We start from the raw sequence: 15,636 nt of genomic DNA, 5'->3' as shown, positions 1-15,636 counted from the left end.
ACTCTGTGGGAGAGTAGGACGCCGCCGAACAATTTTTCAGCTCCGGTTCCTGGACCTTTTGGTTCAGGGACCGGAGCTTTTTTGCGTTCCCGGAACTCTTTACACCCAGCTTGTTGGTTGCCGCAATTGCTCATTGTTGAGAAGGCGGTTCTGCGGGCGTGTTCTCCTGGACCGGCGCCGACCAGCTAGGCGATGGGCATGGCGCGCAGCGGGCCAGGGGCTGTCTGACGGATCCAGATGCGGAGTGGGTACTGCTGAGCCGCAACTATCGACAAAGTGGGACCGTTCGCGACACCCGCAGCTCCGTGAGATACCGCTTGGTGACCCGGCCGCCGTATCGCTCGTCGATCAGCCTGGCGATGCACCCCAGCAACCCCTCTCTGGCCTCCGGCGGCAACGCCCGGTGGCCGGAGTAGGTCCGCAGTACCTCCAGGTATTCAGACGTGGTGTACATCAGGTCCCACTCGTAACGCCGGAAGACGACAGGGCTGAACCGGCCGCTGTGTGCGACCTCGTCCGCGTGATCCGAGGTGTCGACGTCCTTCGCGACAGGAAGCCGCAGCCCCGGAGCGGTGGCCGGGTCGAAACGCTCATAGCAGTCCTGAACCTCGACGAAGAACTCCTCGCTGCCGCCCGCCACATGCTGCCAGGCTTCGAAATCCGCCGTCACGACCTCCACCGCCCCGAACCCGGCCAGGTTGCGCCGGGCGACGGCGGCCATGCCCGCACCCAGTTCGACGGCAGTGATCCGGCACCCACGCTCGGCAAGCGGCAAGGTCGCCTTGCGGGTACCCGCCCCCACTTCAAGAACACGGCAGCCGGGACCGGTGCCGACCACCTCGGCGAGGTCGTCGAACAGCTCTGGCGGATACCCGGGCCTGGCCCGGTCGTACAGCTCGGCGTCCTCGTCGAAGGTCCGGCTCAGGTGGACACGGCGTGACTCGTAAGGCGTGTCATCGCACATGGCAACACACTAAGGATTGTCCAGTGGGTCACGTTCGCAGCCACAGATGTATCGCTGCGACGGTGACAGCGCCTTGGTCCTGTTGTCGCTGTTTGTCCCTGGGGGTCAGGTGTCCAGGGGGTGCCAGGCGGGGCCGTTGCCGTTTCGTCGGAGCTGTCCGAAGACGACGTCGGCGAAGTGGATGCCGAAGCCGATGGTGTCGGGTTCTTCCAGCTCGGCGATGAGACGGCGACGGTGGTCAGCGGACCGGACAGGGTCGTGGTCGACGGCCGCGGACCATTCGGGGTGGCCGACCTGGATCGGTGAGTGCAGGGCGTCACCGAAGGCGATCAGCCTCCGCCCGCCCGACGTGATGACGTACTCGGCATGCCCGGCCGTGTGGCCGGCGGTGATCCGGACCCGCACGCCGAGGAAGATTTCCTGACCGTCCGTCACCGTGCGGACATAAGGTGCCAGGCCGGTGACCTCCTCGGCCATGCCGTGCGCCGTCAGGAGGTCTCGCTGGGCCCATTCCGGCTCGGATACCAGGTAGTCGGCATGGGCGAAGGCGGGCCGGTCATCGCCCGGGGCGGGGTGCCAGGCCCAACCGAGGTGGTCGGGGTGCAGGTGCGTGAACGCCACCACCTCCATCTCCTCCGGCCTGCGGCCGAGTTCGGCCAGGTTGCCCAGGAGCGCGCCCCCGTGGATGACGCCACGGGGGGGCCGGGTCGGGCGGCAGCGTCTGCGGCCCGAACCTCGCGTCGATCAGCAGCGCGCGACCGCCGTTCTCCACCAGCAGGGCGCCGATGCTCGCCACGAGGTGGCCGGAGGCGTCCAGATAGTCCGGGTGCCCGGCCCACACCTCGTCGGTGGTGTCCGGGAGCCAGCCGCGCGGCGGGAGCCGCACGTCCCCGTCCGGCACGAAGGACACCCTCGTGCCGCCCAGCCATACCGAGCGGATACCCGCCGGCCGCCGCAGCCGCTCGCTCCGGTCAACCGCGGAGTTCCTCACCATGGTCCCTCGCCCCATTCGGTGTCAGCTCGCCGCCGCGTCTCCCGGCGGCGACCACGCCACCATAAGAATCAAGCTAGAAATGTTCAAGCTCTAATTATTCTGACTTGATGGAATTGCTAGAGTGGGACGCATGACGACGCACCCGGAACCGCGAGCCATCGCCGAGCGAGAGCTGTGCGGTCTGGTGAACGGACTGGCCCAGCAGATCGCCGATCACGTCCGCGAACGCGCCGTCACCCTTGGCCTGACGGCAGCCCAGGCGACCGCGCTGCGGGAGATGACCGGGCCGATGACCATGCGAGAGCTCTCCGAGCGCATGAGCTGCGAGCCCTCCAACGCCACCTTCATCGTCGACAAGCTCGAGAAACAGGGCCTGGTCGAGCGCCGCGCACATCCCACCGACCGCCGAGCCAAGCACCTCGTCCTCAGCGCGGAGGGCACGGCCCTCCGCGAGCGGCTCCTCGAACTCCTCACCCAGGACTCACCGTTGGCCAGCCTCACCCCTCAGCAACAGCACACCCTTCAGGACCTGCTCGAGCAAGCCATCACTCGACCATGAGTCGACGCCGGCATACAGGGATGGGCTCACTGCCGCCCCCTATACGGCCACATGCCGCGTGGGTGGCGGACCGTTCATACCACGAGGACGAGTTCGTAGTAGTCGATGTGGATGGGGCCGTAGCCGTGGAACGCGTCTTCGGGAAGCTGCCCCAGCAGGTATCTGCTGGTCGCCATATGGATCGGGGTGTAGATCTCCTGACGCAGGCGTGACACGGTCCAGCCACCACTGGCTGTGCCGTGGCCAATCTTGAACGCTGGCCCCGTCGTGCGTGTCCCGGAACTGAGGGTGTGCGATCAAGGCGGTCAGCACGTCTCGGCCGTCCAGTGCCTCGGACGCTAGCTGGAAACGCTTGGCGTCAACCCGGCGGGGCGGCCCAGTCTCCTGGCTATGGCTCGCTGCCATCTGACGGCGACGGTGACGGTCGATGCCGAGAGTGCGGGCGAGGACGGCTGCGGGCAGCTCGGTGGCGAGCTGGAACAGCGCGGTCGAGCGGGTCTGCGCGAGCCGGATGCCGAGTTTGCGGACCCGCGGCTGCCTCCGGGCCTCATCACAAGTCAGCAGCCGGAGCATGGGGACGCGTGCCGTGAGCGTCACACGTTGGACAGTTCCTCGCTCTGGCTGGGCGCAGGCAGGCGCTTTGGCGGCATCAGGTCGAGGACAGCCCACACGCTCAGGCTGCCATTGGCCTCGTCGCTGGTGTCGGTGCCGCAGCTGGCGACGGTGCGATGCGCGGCGATGGTGCGCATGGCGGCCTCGTCGGCCGGAGGACGGCCGGACTGGTGGCTGAGAAGCACGATGAGGGCCTGGCCGTCGCGGGGGGACATGTGCAGGCTGATCCGGCCGCCCGTGTCCTGCACGGCCTGAGCGGCAAGCAGCGCGACGACGTCACCCACGGCGGATTCATCGACAGCGTGTCCCCAGGTCCGCAGCTGTTCGAGGACGCGTTCGCGCGCCTTCTTAGGTGTCCAAGGCCGGTCTTCGAGAGACCAGTTGACGCCGCGCCTGTTGGCCATTGTCAGGCGGCTGCGGTGGGCGCCGATACCTGTTCCGGCAGTCTCCCGGCCTGCTGGACCGAGGCGTTCGGGCGGAAACGGGCTCGGCGGACTCTTCGGCGGCGGCGGCGTTTTGGGAGGGTAGCTCGGGGGGATCTTAGGCCCGCCAGCGTCTGTCGCGGGCAGTGGCTTCGGTGTCATGGATCCTCCACCCGGGCTGGGGCTCTGGACGAGCACCGTACTGCCGCCGCTCGCGGTTCATCCAGGGCGCCGTGTGCCACACGCCTCCCGGTATCGCTGGCATCCCGCGACATGCTCACCGCAGGCCCCCCGCTGAGATGATCGGTCGCATGAAGGTACTTGTGATCGGGGCAACAGGGACGATCGGCAGCGCTGTCGCCAGTGCGTTGGAGGTTTCTCATCAGGTGGTTAAGGCTTCACGCACAGGATTGACGAAGGTGGATCTGGAGGATCCCTCTTCTTTAGACGCACTCTTCGATGAAGTGCGGGGCCTCGATGCTGTGGTGTGCTGCGCCGCCAGCGGCCCGTTGGTCGACTTGGCATCAGTGTCCGATGACGAGATCGCTGCCGGAATGCAAGGCAAGCTCCTGGGACAGGTCGGGCTGGCCCGTCGAGCTGCGCGCCATCTGCGTGATGGCGGCTCCATCACGTTGACCGGGGGAACGTTCCCCACGCCGCTGGCCGGCGGCTCGCTGGGAGCCTCATCAACGCAGGTCTGGAAGGCTTCGTCCGCAACGCGGCCAGTGAGCTGCCGCGAAGGCTGCGCATCAATCTCATCAGCCCTGGCTGGATCAAGGAAACTCTGGAAGGCATGGGCGCAGACGGTGCCGACGGCACGCCCGTCCCGGAGGTGGCGCAAACGTATGTCATGGCCGTGGAAGGCGCCGCGCGAGGCCAGACCATACGTCCGTAACCGCCAGGCGGGACTGGCCCGCCGCCGTCGAAAGGCCGCCGTCGAGGCCGTTCAGCAGCACCGCCGACCACATGGTGCCCCTCGCTGAAACCCGGCGTTCCGTTGCCGAACGCTGGAGCGCTGCGCAGCGCTCCAGCGTTCGGCAACGACCTCATGGACCCGCAGTTGATTATCGCCTCCGAGTCCTCCAACTCCAGCGAGGGCGACTTGGGACCGGCGTCCTGGAAGAGCGGCCGGTTCGCCAACCGCATCCGGGCCAGGCCCGCTACCGTCCACGTGATGCTGGAAACCGGCCACAGTCGCCGTTCCACCGGCCGCCAGCCCGACCAGCCCGAAGCTCCCGTCGGCTCAGCGCGTCCGTATCCACATTTCCTCCATCCGAGAGGCGTAATCCTCGGTGTGGCGGACACGGAAGACGGACATCTCAACCCCGCTCCGGGGCCTGCGGCCACAGTGATCGAGGACCAGCCCTCCAGCATCCCCCAGTTGGTGCGGTGGGGTTCTCCGTCCAGGCAGAGGTCTTCGCGGTCTTCCTCCGTCAGACGGCCAGGTCGATGCCGAGAGCGTCCAGGAGGGTGTGGGGGTCGCCGTCGACATGCCACGGGGCTTCGTAAGCGGGGAACCCGGAAGCGAAGAGCGTCAGACCGTCGGGAAGACAGACCACGTCCTCCGTGTGCGTCTCGCCGAAGTCGGGCGCGGCGGACCCCACGATCAGGGCACCGGGGCAGACCTACGTCGAACTGACCGGCGGTCCGCTCGACGGCTTGTTGCTCGACATCACCGGCTGGACGCAGGACGAGATCGACACCGGCGCCGCCCTGATGACGGAGCTCGGGCAGTTCGGCGCCGGCGGGCGGGCGCTGTACGACCCGTATCCCGGCGATCCGGGCCGCTTCGACTGGTCCGGCGGCACCCCCTGACTGTCCCAGAGGCGGCGCCTCACGATCATTGAGCCGTCGTGTTGGGGTGGAGAGGAGCCCGTGGGAGGGCACCTTCTCTGTGGCGACGGCCCGGCCCGGCATACCGTATAGTTGATCTTGAGCGTGGAGCCGGAACTCCGGTCACCGCGCCCGGCGTTGGTGGTCCAAGGAAAGACGCCCCGCTTCCTGTGGGGAGATGCAGGTGCAAGGCCTGCCCAGCGCTCGACGAGTCCCGTTCCTCGATGTGAGGGGCGGGGCTTTTTCTGTCTTCACCCGCCGACGGACTGTTGACAGGCGCCGTGCCGGTGCCCGGACAGGTTCAGCGGCCCAGATGGTGGCATCGACCGTTCGGGACCTCCTGACGACTACGCGCCGAGGACCAAGCTCAACTGCTCCGGTGCACGAGGCGGAGGAGGAGGTCCGTGTCGCGCAGATCCAGGAGGACCCGCTCGGCTCCCGCGGCGCGCAGCTGCTGCACGCTGCTGCGTCCGGATGCCACAGCGATGACCGGAACGCGGTTCGCGCGCGCGGCTTCGACATCGGCAGGGGTGTCCCCGATGACCACTGCCCGCTCGGCGGGAACGGGCGAGACACCGCCGGCGCGGGCCAGTGCCAAGCTCACGAGGGCGGAGCGGACTTCGGCATCGTCCCCGTAGGCACCTGCCGCCCAGTCGATGTGGGTATCCAGGCCGAAGACCTCCAGCTTGATGCCGGCCACCGCTCGGATGTTGCCGCTCACCACGCTCTGTCGGATCCCGGGCTCGGCCGCCGCCATCCGGTCGAGGGCCGCGGCCGCGCCCGGCAGGGCATGACCGCGCTCGCGTAGCTGCGTGCTGTGGTCGCGGTGGGCCTGGGCCAGCGCGACAGCGAACCGTTCGAAGTCCCCACGATCGGTCGCGACCCCGTGAAGCGCGGCGGTCTCACGGAAGATGACGGGCTCGGTGATTCCCTCAACGCTGGCCTGCTCACGCATCGCGATGCCCGTGACTTGGGCGAAGGCGAGCGCGGACAGTTCGCGGCCCACCCCGCGCGTTGAGATCAGCGTGTGGTCGATGTCCCAGAGCACGAGCCGTTCCACGTCCCCACCCTCCCGGTGCCATGCGGACATCCGCTGTCACACGATCGGGACCGCACCCGCGCGTAGGAATCCGCACCCACCCGATCTACGTGAGCCCGTAATGCAATCCAAGGGGACGCATGATGGCCCTGCCCCAGCGAGCGGACGTCGGGCAACGGATCCGCCACTACCGGATCCGATCCGGCAGGACGCAGGCGGCCGTCGCAGGCCTGTGCGGCATTACGGAGGACTACCTCAGCAGGATCGAACGCAGCAGCAAGTTCCCTCCCCATTTCTCCTTCAGCGGCTCGCCGACGAACTCGGCGTAGAGGCCGCCGCATTGCTCACCGACCGGCTGGCCACAGAACCGCGCCCTGCGATCTCCCAGGCCCTCCACGGATGCGGTCCGCGCGCCACGCCCGGTGTCCTGCGTGAACGTGTGGAGGCAGCCTCCTGGCGTATCTGGCAGACGAGCGATGATGAGCTGAAGCTCGCTGCGTGCTTGCGTGAGTGCCGCCAGGCAGGCGCCGTAGCGCTCACGTTTGCTGCGCCTTCACTCGCCGAATGCCTCACGCCGGTCTTTGCGCGCCTCCACGACACCGTCGTTCCTGTGACGATGGCTGCGCCGAGGAGGGTAGCCACCAGCGTTATCCACTCCATCCCAGCAAGTTAGGGGAGGGGCACTATCCAAGGAAGTGCGCTCTGTGCTGCCCCGTTCAGAGGCGGGGCTCCCATGGCTAACGACCGCGCAAGAATTCGTGGCAGGATCGCATCATCTCGTGCGGCCCCGGTGTTACCTGAACCGCATCTTGCGCCACTCCACGGCGTCGGCGGCCACCAGCTCTCGCTGGAGAACCAGCAGCTGCGGGCTGCGCTGGCCGAGCCGCGCGGTCGGCTGCGGGTGCTGCCGGCCCAGCCGCAGTCACCAGCCCCGTGCTGATGGCGACCCAGCTCGAACACCCAGCTGAGCACGCAAAACCGCACGCGGTGGTGCACGGCAGAGTCGTACCCGACTGGGTATGTTCGCCCCTACGTCCTCCCCCCGAGAAGGGGGAAGGATCGTCACTCGGGCAGCGGGGCGAGGTGGAGGGCGAAGACGCCGAGGGCTTCCTTCTCGGGTGGGTAGATGTCGCGGCAGGCGGCCAGCAACTGATCACGAGTCATGCCGGCTTCGCCGATGCCGGTGTTGTCCTCGGCATCCAGCATCTCGTCGAAGGACTTGTATTCCTTGACCGCGGTGATGCGGGTGAAGAGGGAGCCGTCGCTGGAGGTGAACCGCAGGCTGTCGCCGACGGCCACCTTGCAGATCTTGGCATAGCCGACGCGGACCTCGATGGTCTTGGCCCCGGTCGCGATCAGATCGAAGTAGGGCCTGCGGATGTTGAGCGAGTGCTCGGCGGATGGTGGCTACGGGGTGGTCATTGCGGTCTCCTTCACGCTCTGGACCCGGTGGCGGGTAGGGCCGGCCGGGGGTCCGCGGTCGCCGCGGTCAGCCGTTCGCTCAGGCCTTCGACGGCTGCCTGGCGGGGATAGCGACGGGTCAGGAAGGAGTGAGGTCGTCGGCCCGGCCCAGGACGGAGTCGACGACGCGGGCGGAGCCGAGGGCCTGCTGGCCGTGGACGAACGCGTCGGTGGCGAACGCGAGACCGGTGCGGGCGTCTCCGAGGTCGTGGGAGAGCCAGGCCAGGAGCTCGGACAGCCATCCGGTGAACGCCAGCAGTTCGCGTTCTTGCTGGTGGGTGCGCTGGCCTTCAGCAGGGTGTTGACCTTGCGCCGGTAGTCCCTCACCGCGTCGAAGACGGCCTTGGGCGGCTTGAGCGAGTACGCGTGGTTGAACTCGGTGACCGCGAGATCGAGGTGGTCCAGCGTTCCGGAGCCGAGCGAGGTCGCTTCCACTTGCTGGGTGAACTCCATGGCCTCGGCGGCGGCCTGTTCCAGGATCCGTGCTGCGGCGGCCGGGGCGGCAATGGCCAGTCCGGCGAGCTTCACCGCGTCGCGACGCTTCGTTGCCTCCACCTCCGTGAAGCCCGCAGAGGCCTGGGCCGCATCCCCTTCGGGAAATGTTCCATCGGGCCCGCCTCCGCTCCACAGCGGAGCGTGCTCGTCCGCCTCGGGGGCGGGTGAGTAGTCGCGGGCAAAGCCCAACTCGACAGGGTGGGTGGCGAACAGGCGGCATAACAGGTCTTGACAGTCGGGGCTGGGCAGGCCCCCTGCCTCCCAGTCCTTCCAGGAGCGTTCGGACATCCCGGCCTTGGCCAGGTGCTTGTCCTCGACGAACTGGCGGGCGGCGGCGACGGCCTGGGCGATGGTCCATCCCATGGCCACGCGGCGGCACTTGAGGCGTCGATGGCCGCAGTGGCTCTCGATCTCGGCGGCGATCTCGGCGATCAGGGCCGCTGGCACAGGGGCGGGAGAGCCGGCTCCGCCCAGGGCACGTTCCCGCAGTGCCTTGCCGCAGGAGACGTCGTGGACCGCTCTGGCTTGCTGCGTCATCTGGGACTCATCTGTTGTCTCCCCCGCCTGCCCTGCGAGACAGCGCTGGCTGCGCCGCTGCCGGTGACCAACGATCCCGCAACCGCAAGAACCTCGGCTCCACGGCGGCCGTCCGCCACAGTTCGACAGGACCGACTACAAGGGGTGCCACGCGGTTGAGTGCGGGACCAACCGTCTTAAGCGCCACCGCGCGGTCGCCACCGTTGCGAGAAACTCGCCGTCCGCTGCGCAGCGACCGTCCTCACCGCAGCCATCAACGAGTGGTTGTGACTCCTTCATCTCGACTGCGCGGGGTGTTGGCTGCGAGCAGTTCCCGCAGGAGTTCAAAGGTGAGGTCAGGCCGTCCTATGAACGGGGAGTGGCCCGTCTGCCACTCGCGCACGTCGGTGCAGCGCGAGGCCATCTTCCGCTGCAGGTCCGGGTCGATGGCCCGGTCCTGTCCACAGACGACGTAGGTGGAGGGGGTGTACTTCCAGCTGTGGTGCTCTGGGACTCCTCGCCCGCAGCCGGGGGCCTGCGCACGCAGGAGGCCCACCGCCCAGGCGGCGAGAGGTGCGGGGCAGTCGCCATAGAGGATGTCGACAGCCCGGTCGGGGCGCAGGCTGGTCGAGCCGTCGGGCTCCGCGTTGATCGCGTCCTGGAGCTGCGGGGACGCCCCACCCAGACTGGCCGCGCTCTCGCCGGCATCCAGCACGAAGGCCGCCAGGTAGACCAAGTGTCCCGCTCCGCGCAGCCCGGTGATCACTGACCCTCCGTAGGAGTGACCGAGCTTTCCGCCACCGCGGCGAAGTGCTCGGGGCGGTGATATAGGCCGTGAACGAGCACTACTGCGGCCAATTCGCCCGCCTCCTCAGGTCGGCGTCAGGCCAGTGATCCTAGCTCCGGACCAGGGCCAGCCATCACTTACCACCTTGATCCACTTCCGATCCACGCCCCAGCTTGACTCTGTCGGGGATCTTGGAATTTCGGTGCGGCAGCGTGATCAGTGGGCATGCTCGGGCTGTCCCGAAGGCCGATGCCGTTGTCGAGGTGCCTGTTGTCGCTCCGTCCCCGTTCCGGTGAGCAAGTTCCGTCTCTGACCGCGCAGGTCGCGCGGACGAGCAACCTGGGCGGTACGACGGCGATCTGGGTCCGGGACTGCCTCGACGGACTGTGGGATGACCAGGACCCCGTTGGCTGTTACCCGCGCGACGGCCGCCCCGGACTATCGCCCGCCCAGCTGGCCACCGTCCGTGTGCTGAAGTTCCTGTGCACCGCCTGTCGGACCGGCAGGCAGCGGAAGCGGTCCGCTGCCGCATCGATTTCAAGTACGCCCTGGCCATGGAGCTGCACGATTCCGGCTTCCACCACAGTGGGCTGGCCGGCTTCCGCGAGCGCCTCGCCCAGGACGACCGCGCCGACCGTCTTCTCGATCTCGCGCTGGCCCGGCTGGAAGAGGCCGGCTTGGTGTGCGAGCGCACCACGCAGCGCACCGACTCCATCCACGTCCTTGCCGCGGTGCGCGACCTGTCCCGGCTGGATCTGGTCACCGAGGCGGTCCGCGCCACGCTGGAAGAAGTGGCCCGCACCGCTTCGCACTTGTTGACCGACCTGGGCGACGAGGACTGGGGCGCCGCTACGGCCGTCCGATCCGTCTGGGCAAGAACCCCACCCGGCCCAAGACCAGGGACTCGCCCATACCCGCATGGCCAAGTCCGTACACGATGCCGGATGGTCGTCGTTCGTCTCCATGCTGGAGTACAAGGCTGCCCGGTACGGGCGCGCCTTCCACCGCATCGGACGCTTCGAGCCGACCTCTCAGGTCTGCTCGCGGTGCGGCGTCAAGGACGGCCCCAAGCCCCTCCACATCCGCGTGTGGAAGTGCAAGGAGTGCGGGGCCGTCCTCGACCGGGACATCAGCGCGGCGATCAACGTCGCCAAGGCCGCCGGACTGGCGGTGCCGGCCTGTCGAGCGCGGGTAAGCCGGGCTTCGTGCCCGCTCAGCGCGGTGAAGCAGGAACCCACCGAGACGGTCGGGCGACCGTGGTAGGAATCCCCCTGCTTTTAGCTGGGGGAGCGGAAGTCAAGCGCGGTTCCACTTCGAGCAGCGGCTGAAGACGTACCCGAACAAGGGCAGCGGCGGCAGTGACCTCGCCGAGTTCGACCAGCAGCTTCTGGTGACACCGCTCCAGATCGACCAGGCGCTGATGGGCGTCAACATGCACTGGGATCTGGGGGTCTCTTGCACGACGACGTGTGACAAGAGCGTGGTGCGGTGGGAGAGCCCGTACGCCGGCGGTATCGATGACGGCCACTGGGACTCGGGCGAGTACGGTCCCAACGCTGCGCAGACAGCCAACTCCACGGTGAAGTGGACCGGTACCGGCAAGGAGCGCATCGACCTGAGCTGGAAGGTCAGGGCGGAGGTCGGTGTCAGTGACATCGGTCCGGTGAGTGCGGACTTCGGGACCAGCGGGACCGCGGACAGCGGGGAGCTGGCACCGCGCTGCGATGACATCGTGGGCGGATCTGTTCCGGGCTGCGTGCTGCCGTACTTCAACCCGCAATACACGGTGGACACCAACCTGTACCCGGCAGCCGGTACGTACTACTGGTGGATGCAGCAGGCCATGGTCCACCACAACGGGTCCGGGGATGAGCTGCTGCACTACCTGGGTCCGGACACCAAGGTGGTCAGCCCCAAAACGGGCAAACCATGGACGTCGAACGACAGCCGCGACAAGGTGTGCGGGAAATGGACGAAGCCGCCGCTGGACGCTTCGGTGGGGGCGGTGGACTGCGATGAGTTCGCGATGGCCTCCACCCATGAGAGCGGCGGGTTCCCCGGCGGCGTCAACGAGGTCGCCAGCGGAAACGAATGCGCGCAGCTCTTCACCGGCAAGGCGAGCAGCGGGACTGCGGCGTTCGGTCTTCTGGCCGACATGTGGGTGGATGTGAAAGGTCCGTCGGCTCAGCCGAAGTGCGGCCGGGCTGCTGTTCCGAGCAAGCAGAACCAGGAGGCGTTCAAGAGCTTCCCGGCTCCTGCGTGGCGGCTTCTGGACGGGGACGGGTTCTTCCTGTCCAATCCGGGGTTCGACCACTGCTCGGGCACCGAAGCGACGTGTGCGTGGAAGAAGGTCTGATGTAGCGGCCTGAGACACAGGTGAGGGGGCAGCCTGGGTTGTCCCGTTACCTGTGTCTGCGTGCGCTGTCAGGCTGTCAGGGGGGTCCAGAGGTGTTTGTCCTCGGGGTGGATCATGCCGCCCCAGACGAGGGCGCCTTCGACGAGTCCGGGCTTGTCGGAGGTCGCCAGGCCGGGGGTTTCGAGAGAGTCGGCCATCTCTTCAAGGAAGTCGGTCAGCGATTCGTATTCGACTTCGGGGTGGTGTTGTGCGTAGCGGGTCCAGCGGCACAATCTTCCGGTTTCGGCGTCCAGGTAGAGGCCGGAGGTCTGGTCGTCGGCGGAGAAGGAGAAGACGGGGATCCAGGCTGCGCGCCAGGTGACGGTGTCGTCGGTGTGGCGGCGGTGGTAGTTCATCTCCTGGCTGTATTTCGTGGCAACCGTCTCCAGGCGCATCAGGGCGTGGCCTCCGATGAGGAAGGTGGAGTACGGGTCTGTCCGGGTTCCTGCGCAGCGGGCCCATAGGGCCTTGAGGGAGACGGGTATGCGGACGCCGATCTGCCTCTGGAGAGCGGTGACGGCGTCCGGGGAGGCGCCGGTGAGGAGGAGGGTGCGGGTGTGGGGGGCGTGGTGGGTGATCCAGGTTTCAATGCGGGTCCAGGCGTCTGTTATCTGCCGGGTTTCGATGTCCTGGGTGCTGGGCGGGTGGCCGGTCACCGCTCCTCCTTTGCCGTGGCGGTGGTAGTTGTCCGGGGGACAGTACCGGTATGAGGTGGCGGGGTGAGGGGGTTCTGGAGGCCAGCAGAAACATGCAAGCTCCCACAGATCAAGGGCCCATGACTGACGCTCCATCGGACTGTCGCGGTAGACCGGGTATTCACCGCGACAACGGCCGCTGCAGAGATGGAGGCCGGCGTGCGGGAGGCTCCCGAAGAGGCGTGCCAATCCGGATTGTTCTGATCTCACGGCCGGAGAAGCGCTCGGCTCTTGGTGCCTAGCGGCCGAAGGTGCGGCTTCTGGGTGGAGTGGATGGCCAGAGCCTTGGCGAGGACGACTATGTCGTAGTCGGGCCAGAGCCGGTCGTCGAAGTGAAGGGTCGCATTGGCGGCCTGCCACAACCGGAAGGCGGGGCTCGTGAACCGCGCGGCGCAGCGGCTCGGGCATCGGGTTGGGGCCATGGCCGCACGGCTAGGTGCCTGCACGACGGAGGCGCGACAAGCCGCCGGTTCGCCCACACTGCCAGATCGTCCCCACAGGAGGGCGGCTTCAGCACACGCACAACCGTCCCGTGACCCAGGACCGCTTCCCGTGCCCGACTGCGGCGGCGGCCAGGATGACGAGGAGAACCTTGACCACATGCTCATCATCGGGGCGCCCATTTCCAGTACCTGCCGCCCGATGCCGCTCTGCGCGCCCAAGGGCCGGCACATCCTCGGCCCTTGGGGGCCTGCGGTGTGCCGACGGGGCCTGCACACTCGTGCGCGACCGCGGCTGGGACGTGGCTGGAGTGGATCAGCGTGGCTGAGACCGGGACGGGATGCGGAGTCATACATGGCAGGTGATGAGTCGGCTGCGGCTGCATCCTGGCGTGCTTTCGGCGGCTGAGGAGGCAGTGGCGAGGAGACATTCCGTCGATCGGCAGCGTTTGTGTACGGCGGTCACCGCGCCCTGGGATTCAGGGACTAAGGAATGCGCGACTGCGTGATGAAGCACGAGGTCCGGGCAGCCGACGTTGCAGGGACCAGCGCGTCCTCCTGCTAAAGAGCGCGACGTGGTCAATCGATGGCTGACCTGCAGAAACAGTAACTCGCACCACGACCTGACGATCTGGCACCCAGTTCCCAGTGACTCCCGCCCGGTTCTCAGGATCAGGGCAGCCGGTTCTGAGAACCGCTGTGTTCATGTCTCAAGAACCGTGACCACGTTCCTGAGACATGAACAGATTGACGTCACGTTCATCGATAGACCCGTTTCCTTGGGGTGTTGTGCTCCGGAGCGATCGACACGAGGCCGAGTGACACGCCCTGGAAGCGGAGTTGATGAACTCAGTGCTCATGTACGTTAAGTTCATCTGGTCGGCCTCAGGGCCACTCATGCACGAATAGGCAACGCCATCCATGGAGGGCCCGTTGGGAGCTGTACGCAGGCTGGTTGACGCCGACACCGGCGAAGCAGTCCCCTATGCGCCCTACGCCTTCTCCGGTGGACACACTCAGGTCGACAAAGCTCGCGTGGAGGCGATCACGGAGAGCAAGGAGTTCACCCCGAGTCAGAAGTTCCTGATTCTGTGGTGGATCGGTGTGTCCCCCGAAGGCATGACACCGCTCCGGGCGACCGGTGCGGACATCGCCAAGCGGGTTGGCATGACTGCGGATGCTGTCGGGAAGATCAACCGGAAGCTGCTCAAGCGACGCATCCTGATCGAACGGGGACGCATTGGCAACTACAGGCTCTACCGGATCAGCCCGTACATCGCCTTTCACGGGACCGGGGTCGAGCAGCGGGAGGCGATCAAGTCATGCAATCCGCCGGAGATCCCCGGATTCCAGAACACGACCCCTTCGCGGTGGGAGGCCCAGTGAACAACGACGATAAGCAGAAGCTCCTAGATGTCCTCCATCGCACCTCGGGCATGACAGCGAACCAGCGCCTGGTCGTCATGCTCTACGCGATGCACCCCGCCGACCGCGCCGGCGCCGTCGTCGAGACGGGCGCCAACCTGGCCAAGCTGGTCGGTATGTCGCCGACCGTTTTCTCGCGCACCAGGCGGCAGGTCGTGGAAGCCGGATGGCTTGAGGAATCCGATCGGCTCGCCCACATCAGCTACTACCGGCTCAGTCAGAAGAGCACCGGCGAGCACGTCGTCGTGCCCCTGCGCCGGGCAACCTGAGCTGTTCCGCGAAGCGGCGCTCATGTACGTGAGGTCAATGAGTACCGCTTCCAGGCGCGGCACTCATTGACCTCACGTACATGAGCTCGCTCTCTGGCCAATCCGCGACACCCCAAAGACACCCACCCGCACCTGTGCGACGAGTGCAAGCACCAGGTCGCCACAGCCGCACGCCAGCAGCAGGCCCTACCCGAGCAAAAGGCCGACGGCTGGCTCTCACGTCAGCGAAAAGTCTGCCGACCGGGGGCGCGGGCAAGTCCAAGATGCATCTAGGCAAGCCCGAGTAGCCGGTCGGCACCTGAGACACATGAGGGGATGAGGAGCTGCGACGGGGCGCGGCATGACGGCGGATGCTTGCCCGGGCGGTGAGGCTCAACTTCTGTGACGCGGCCACGCTGAGTAAGGGGGGTTCAGGTAGGAGACGCCCCAGCTCTCCTCCCAGCCGTCAAGGTTGTGCGCGCAGTGCACAAGTGGTTCCAGCTCTTCGGGATAGCCGAGGTCATAGGCGATGTCTGCCCAGATGAGGTGAGTGCCGGCGGCGGGATCCAGGGATCCGTCGGCGATCTGACCGGCGATCCAGTAGGCCATCACCCACTTTGCGGCCCGGGGGTCCGCGGGCGGATGGAAGAGCAGCTCTAGTGCGTGTTTGAGATATTGATCAAGTCTGTGAAACGGTCTTGATATGGCTCGTGGAGATCTGACGGACGAACAATGGGCCCGACTGGAGGTG

General features: G+C 67.0%; 18 protein-coding genes and 4 pseudogenes. 9 read left to right on the top strand and 13 right to left on the bottom strand.

Annotation, left to right across the window (positions count from 1 at the left end; genetic code table 11):
* Nucleotides 1-265 precede the first annotated feature (265 nt).
* On the bottom strand, nucleotides 266-964 hold the full coding sequence (locus tag ACGFNI_RS35715) for a class I SAM-dependent methyltransferase (protein ID WP_393689892.1): 699 nt from the start codon (nucleotides 962-964) through the stop codon (nucleotides 266-268).
* 105 nt (nucleotides 965-1,069) lie between these two features.
* Nucleotides 1,070-1,585, bottom strand: a complete 516-nt coding sequence (locus ACGFNI_RS35710) for an MBL fold metallo-hydrolase (RefSeq protein ID WP_393689890.1) — start codon at nucleotides 1,583-1,585, stop codon at nucleotides 1,070-1,072.
* 503 nt (nucleotides 1,586-2,088) lie between these two features.
* On the opposite strand from ACGFNI_RS35710, the gene ACGFNI_RS35705 reads away from it, so the two are divergent.
* Nucleotides 2,089-2,517, top strand: coding sequence for a MarR family winged helix-turn-helix transcriptional regulator (locus ACGFNI_RS35705; protein WP_393689888.1), 429 nt, complete (start codon nucleotides 2,089-2,091; stop codon nucleotides 2,515-2,517).
* A 74-nt stretch (nucleotides 2,518-2,591) separates the two neighbouring features.
* Here the strand turns inward: ACGFNI_RS35705 and ACGFNI_RS35700 are convergent, their stop codons facing one another.
* Both ACGFNI_RS35700 and ACGFNI_RS35695 read right to left on the bottom strand, forming a co-directional pair.
* The gene (locus tag ACGFNI_RS35700) at nucleotides 2,592-2,732 is read right to left on the bottom strand and encodes a hypothetical protein (RefSeq protein ID WP_393689886.1); all 141 of its coding nucleotides are present in this window, start codon (nucleotides 2,730-2,732) and stop codon (nucleotides 2,592-2,594) included.
* A gap of 378 nt (nucleotides 2,733-3,110) precedes the next feature.
* Nucleotides 3,111-3,413, bottom strand: a complete 303-nt coding sequence (locus ACGFNI_RS35695) for a hypothetical protein (RefSeq protein ID WP_393689884.1) — start codon at nucleotides 3,411-3,413, stop codon at nucleotides 3,111-3,113.
* 449 nt (nucleotides 3,414-3,862) lie between these two features.
* Here ACGFNI_RS35695 and ACGFNI_RS35690 point away from each other — a divergent pair.
* A pseudogene (locus tag ACGFNI_RS35690) lies at nucleotides 3,863-4,446 on the top strand (short chain dehydrogenase).
* A gap of 348 nt (nucleotides 4,447-4,794) precedes the next feature.
* Here ACGFNI_RS35690 and ACGFNI_RS35685 read toward each other — a convergent pair.
* Both ACGFNI_RS35685 and ACGFNI_RS35680 read right to left on the bottom strand, forming a co-directional pair.
* Nucleotides 4,795-5,043 carry a DUF6333 family protein gene (locus tag ACGFNI_RS35685; protein WP_393689882.1) on the bottom strand — a complete coding sequence of 83 codons (249 nt, stop codon included), beginning with the start codon at nucleotides 5,041-5,043 and terminating at the stop codon, nucleotides 4,795-4,797.
* Entirely contained in the window at nucleotides 4,985-5,110 is a 126-nt protein-coding gene (locus ACGFNI_RS35680; protein WP_393689881.1) for a DUF6333 family protein, read from the bottom strand. Before ACGFNI_RS35680 ends, ACGFNI_RS35685 begins: the two co-directional genes overlap by 59 nt.
* 7 nt (nucleotides 5,111-5,117) lie before the next feature.
* Here ACGFNI_RS35680 and ACGFNI_RS35675 point away from each other — a divergent pair, with 7 nt between their 5' ends.
* Complete coding sequence (locus ACGFNI_RS35675; RefSeq protein ID WP_393689879.1) at nucleotides 5,118-5,366, top strand: hypothetical protein; 249 nt, start codon at nucleotides 5,118-5,120, stop codon at nucleotides 5,364-5,366.
* A 385-nt stretch (nucleotides 5,367-5,751) separates the two neighbouring features.
* Here ACGFNI_RS35675 and ACGFNI_RS35670 read toward each other — a convergent pair whose 3' ends face one another.
* Entirely contained in the window at nucleotides 5,752-6,444 is a 693-nt protein-coding gene (locus ACGFNI_RS35670) for an HAD family hydrolase (RefSeq protein ID WP_393689877.1), read from the bottom strand.
* Between the two features lie 119 nt (nucleotides 6,445-6,563).
* Here ACGFNI_RS35670 and ACGFNI_RS35665 point away from each other — a divergent pair, with 119 nt between their 5' ends.
* Entirely contained in the window at nucleotides 6,564-6,752 is a 189-nt protein-coding gene (locus tag ACGFNI_RS35665) for a helix-turn-helix domain-containing protein (protein WP_393689875.1), read from the top strand.
* Nucleotides 6,753-7,485: 733 nt separating this feature from the next.
* Here ACGFNI_RS35665 and ACGFNI_RS35660 read toward each other — a convergent pair.
* The 3 genes and pseudogenes from ACGFNI_RS35660 to ACGFNI_RS35650 form a co-directional block, all read right to left on the bottom strand.
* Nucleotides 7,486-7,803: an ASCH domain-containing protein gene (locus ACGFNI_RS35660; RefSeq protein ID WP_393689893.1), complete on the bottom strand. Its 318-nt coding sequence runs from the start codon at nucleotides 7,801-7,803 to the stop codon at nucleotides 7,486-7,488.
* Nucleotides 7,804-7,830: 27 nt separating this feature from the next.
* Complete coding sequence (locus ACGFNI_RS35655; protein ID WP_393689873.1) at nucleotides 7,831-8,916, bottom strand: hypothetical protein; 1,086 nt, start codon at nucleotides 8,914-8,916, stop codon at nucleotides 7,831-7,833.
* A gap of 253 nt (nucleotides 8,917-9,169) precedes the next feature.
* Nucleotides 9,170-9,741 (bottom strand): annotated as a pseudogene (locus ACGFNI_RS35650) (alpha/beta hydrolase).
* 423 nt (nucleotides 9,742-10,164) lie between these two features.
* On the opposite strand from ACGFNI_RS35650, the pseudogene ACGFNI_RS35645 reads away from it, so the two are divergent.
* The 3 genes and pseudogenes from ACGFNI_RS35645 to ACGFNI_RS35635 all read left to right on the top strand — a co-directional run.
* Nucleotides 10,165-10,266 (top strand): annotated as a pseudogene (locus tag ACGFNI_RS35645) (transposase); the annotation flags it as partial.
* Between the two features lie 313 nt (nucleotides 10,267-10,579).
* A pseudogene (locus ACGFNI_RS35640) lies at nucleotides 10,580-11,010 on the top strand (RNA-guided endonuclease InsQ/TnpB family protein); the annotation flags it as partial.
* Nucleotides 11,011-11,072: 62 nt separating this feature from the next.
* Entirely contained in the window at nucleotides 11,073-12,038 is a 966-nt protein-coding gene (locus ACGFNI_RS35635; RefSeq protein WP_393689872.1) for a hypothetical protein, read from the top strand.
* Nucleotides 12,039-12,106: 68 nt separating this feature from the next.
* On the opposite strand, the gene ACGFNI_RS35630 is transcribed toward ACGFNI_RS35635, so the two are convergent.
* Complete coding sequence (locus tag ACGFNI_RS35630; protein ID WP_393689870.1) at nucleotides 12,107-12,733, bottom strand: SMI1/KNR4 family protein; 627 nt, start codon at nucleotides 12,731-12,733, stop codon at nucleotides 12,107-12,109.
* Nucleotides 12,734-12,978: 245 nt separating this feature from the next.
* Nucleotides 12,979-13,194 carry a hypothetical protein gene (locus ACGFNI_RS35625; RefSeq protein WP_393689868.1) on the bottom strand — a complete coding sequence of 72 codons (216 nt, stop codon included), beginning with the start codon at nucleotides 13,192-13,194 and terminating at the stop codon, nucleotides 12,979-12,981.
* A 951-nt stretch (nucleotides 13,195-14,145) separates the two neighbouring features.
* On the opposite strand from ACGFNI_RS35625, the gene ACGFNI_RS35620 reads away from it, so the two are divergent.
* Together ACGFNI_RS35620 and ACGFNI_RS35615 are read left to right on the top strand one after the other, a co-directional pair.
* Complete coding sequence (locus ACGFNI_RS35620) at nucleotides 14,146-14,598, top strand: MarR family transcriptional regulator (RefSeq protein WP_393689866.1); 453 nt, start codon at nucleotides 14,146-14,148, stop codon at nucleotides 14,596-14,598.
* Nucleotides 14,595-14,906, top strand: coding sequence for a replication initiation protein, RepL2 (locus ACGFNI_RS35615; RefSeq protein ID WP_393689864.1), 312 nt, complete (start codon nucleotides 14,595-14,597; stop codon nucleotides 14,904-14,906). The genes ACGFNI_RS35620 and ACGFNI_RS35615 overlap by 4 nt, the downstream gene beginning before the upstream one ends.
* A gap of 372 nt (nucleotides 14,907-15,278) precedes the next feature.
* Here the strand turns inward: ACGFNI_RS35615 and ACGFNI_RS35610 are convergent, their stop codons facing one another.
* Nucleotides 15,279-15,494 carry a hypothetical protein gene (locus ACGFNI_RS35610; protein ID WP_393689863.1) on the bottom strand — a complete coding sequence of 72 codons (216 nt, stop codon included), beginning with the start codon at nucleotides 15,492-15,494 and terminating at the stop codon, nucleotides 15,279-15,281.
* Nucleotides 15,495-15,636: the final 142 nt, after the last annotated feature.

Origin of the sequence: Streptomyces sp. NPDC048644 (assembly GCF_043199105.1) — a bacterium.
Taxonomy (GTDB): Bacteria; Actinomycetota; Actinomycetes; order Streptomycetales; family Streptomycetaceae; genus Streptomyces.
Note: the sequence above shows the minus strand (reverse complement) of the source record. Positions and strands in the feature narration are given on the sequence as shown.

Bases quoted from the DNA above. Each gene is read 5' to 3' on its own strand.
- ACGFNI_RS35715 (WP_393689892.1), bottom strand. From the start codon at position 964: ATGTGCGATGACACGCCTTACGAGTCACGCCGTGTCCACCTGAGCCGG.
- ACGFNI_RS35685 (WP_393689882.1), bottom strand. From the start codon at position 5,043: ATGTCGACGGCGACCCCCACACCCTCCTGGACGCTCTCGGCATCGACC.
- ACGFNI_RS35665 (WP_393689875.1), top strand. From the start codon at position 6,564: ATGATGGCCCTGCCCCAGCGAGCGGACGTCGGGCAACGGATCCGCCAC.
- ACGFNI_RS35610 (WP_393689863.1), bottom strand. From the start codon at position 15,494: ATGGCCTACTGGATCGCCGGTCAGATCGCCGACGGATCCCTGGATCCC.
- ACGFNI_RS35625 (WP_393689868.1), bottom strand. From the start codon at position 13,194: ATGGCCCCAACCCGATGCCCGAGCCGCTGCGCCGCGCGGTTCACGAGC.
- ACGFNI_RS35655 (WP_393689873.1), bottom strand. From the start codon at position 8,916: ATGACGCAGCAAGCCAGAGCGGTCCACGACGTCTCCTGCGGCAAGGCA.
- ACGFNI_RS35705 (WP_393689888.1), top strand. From the start codon at position 2,089: ATGACGACGCACCCGGAACCGCGAGCCATCGCCGAGCGAGAGCTGTGC.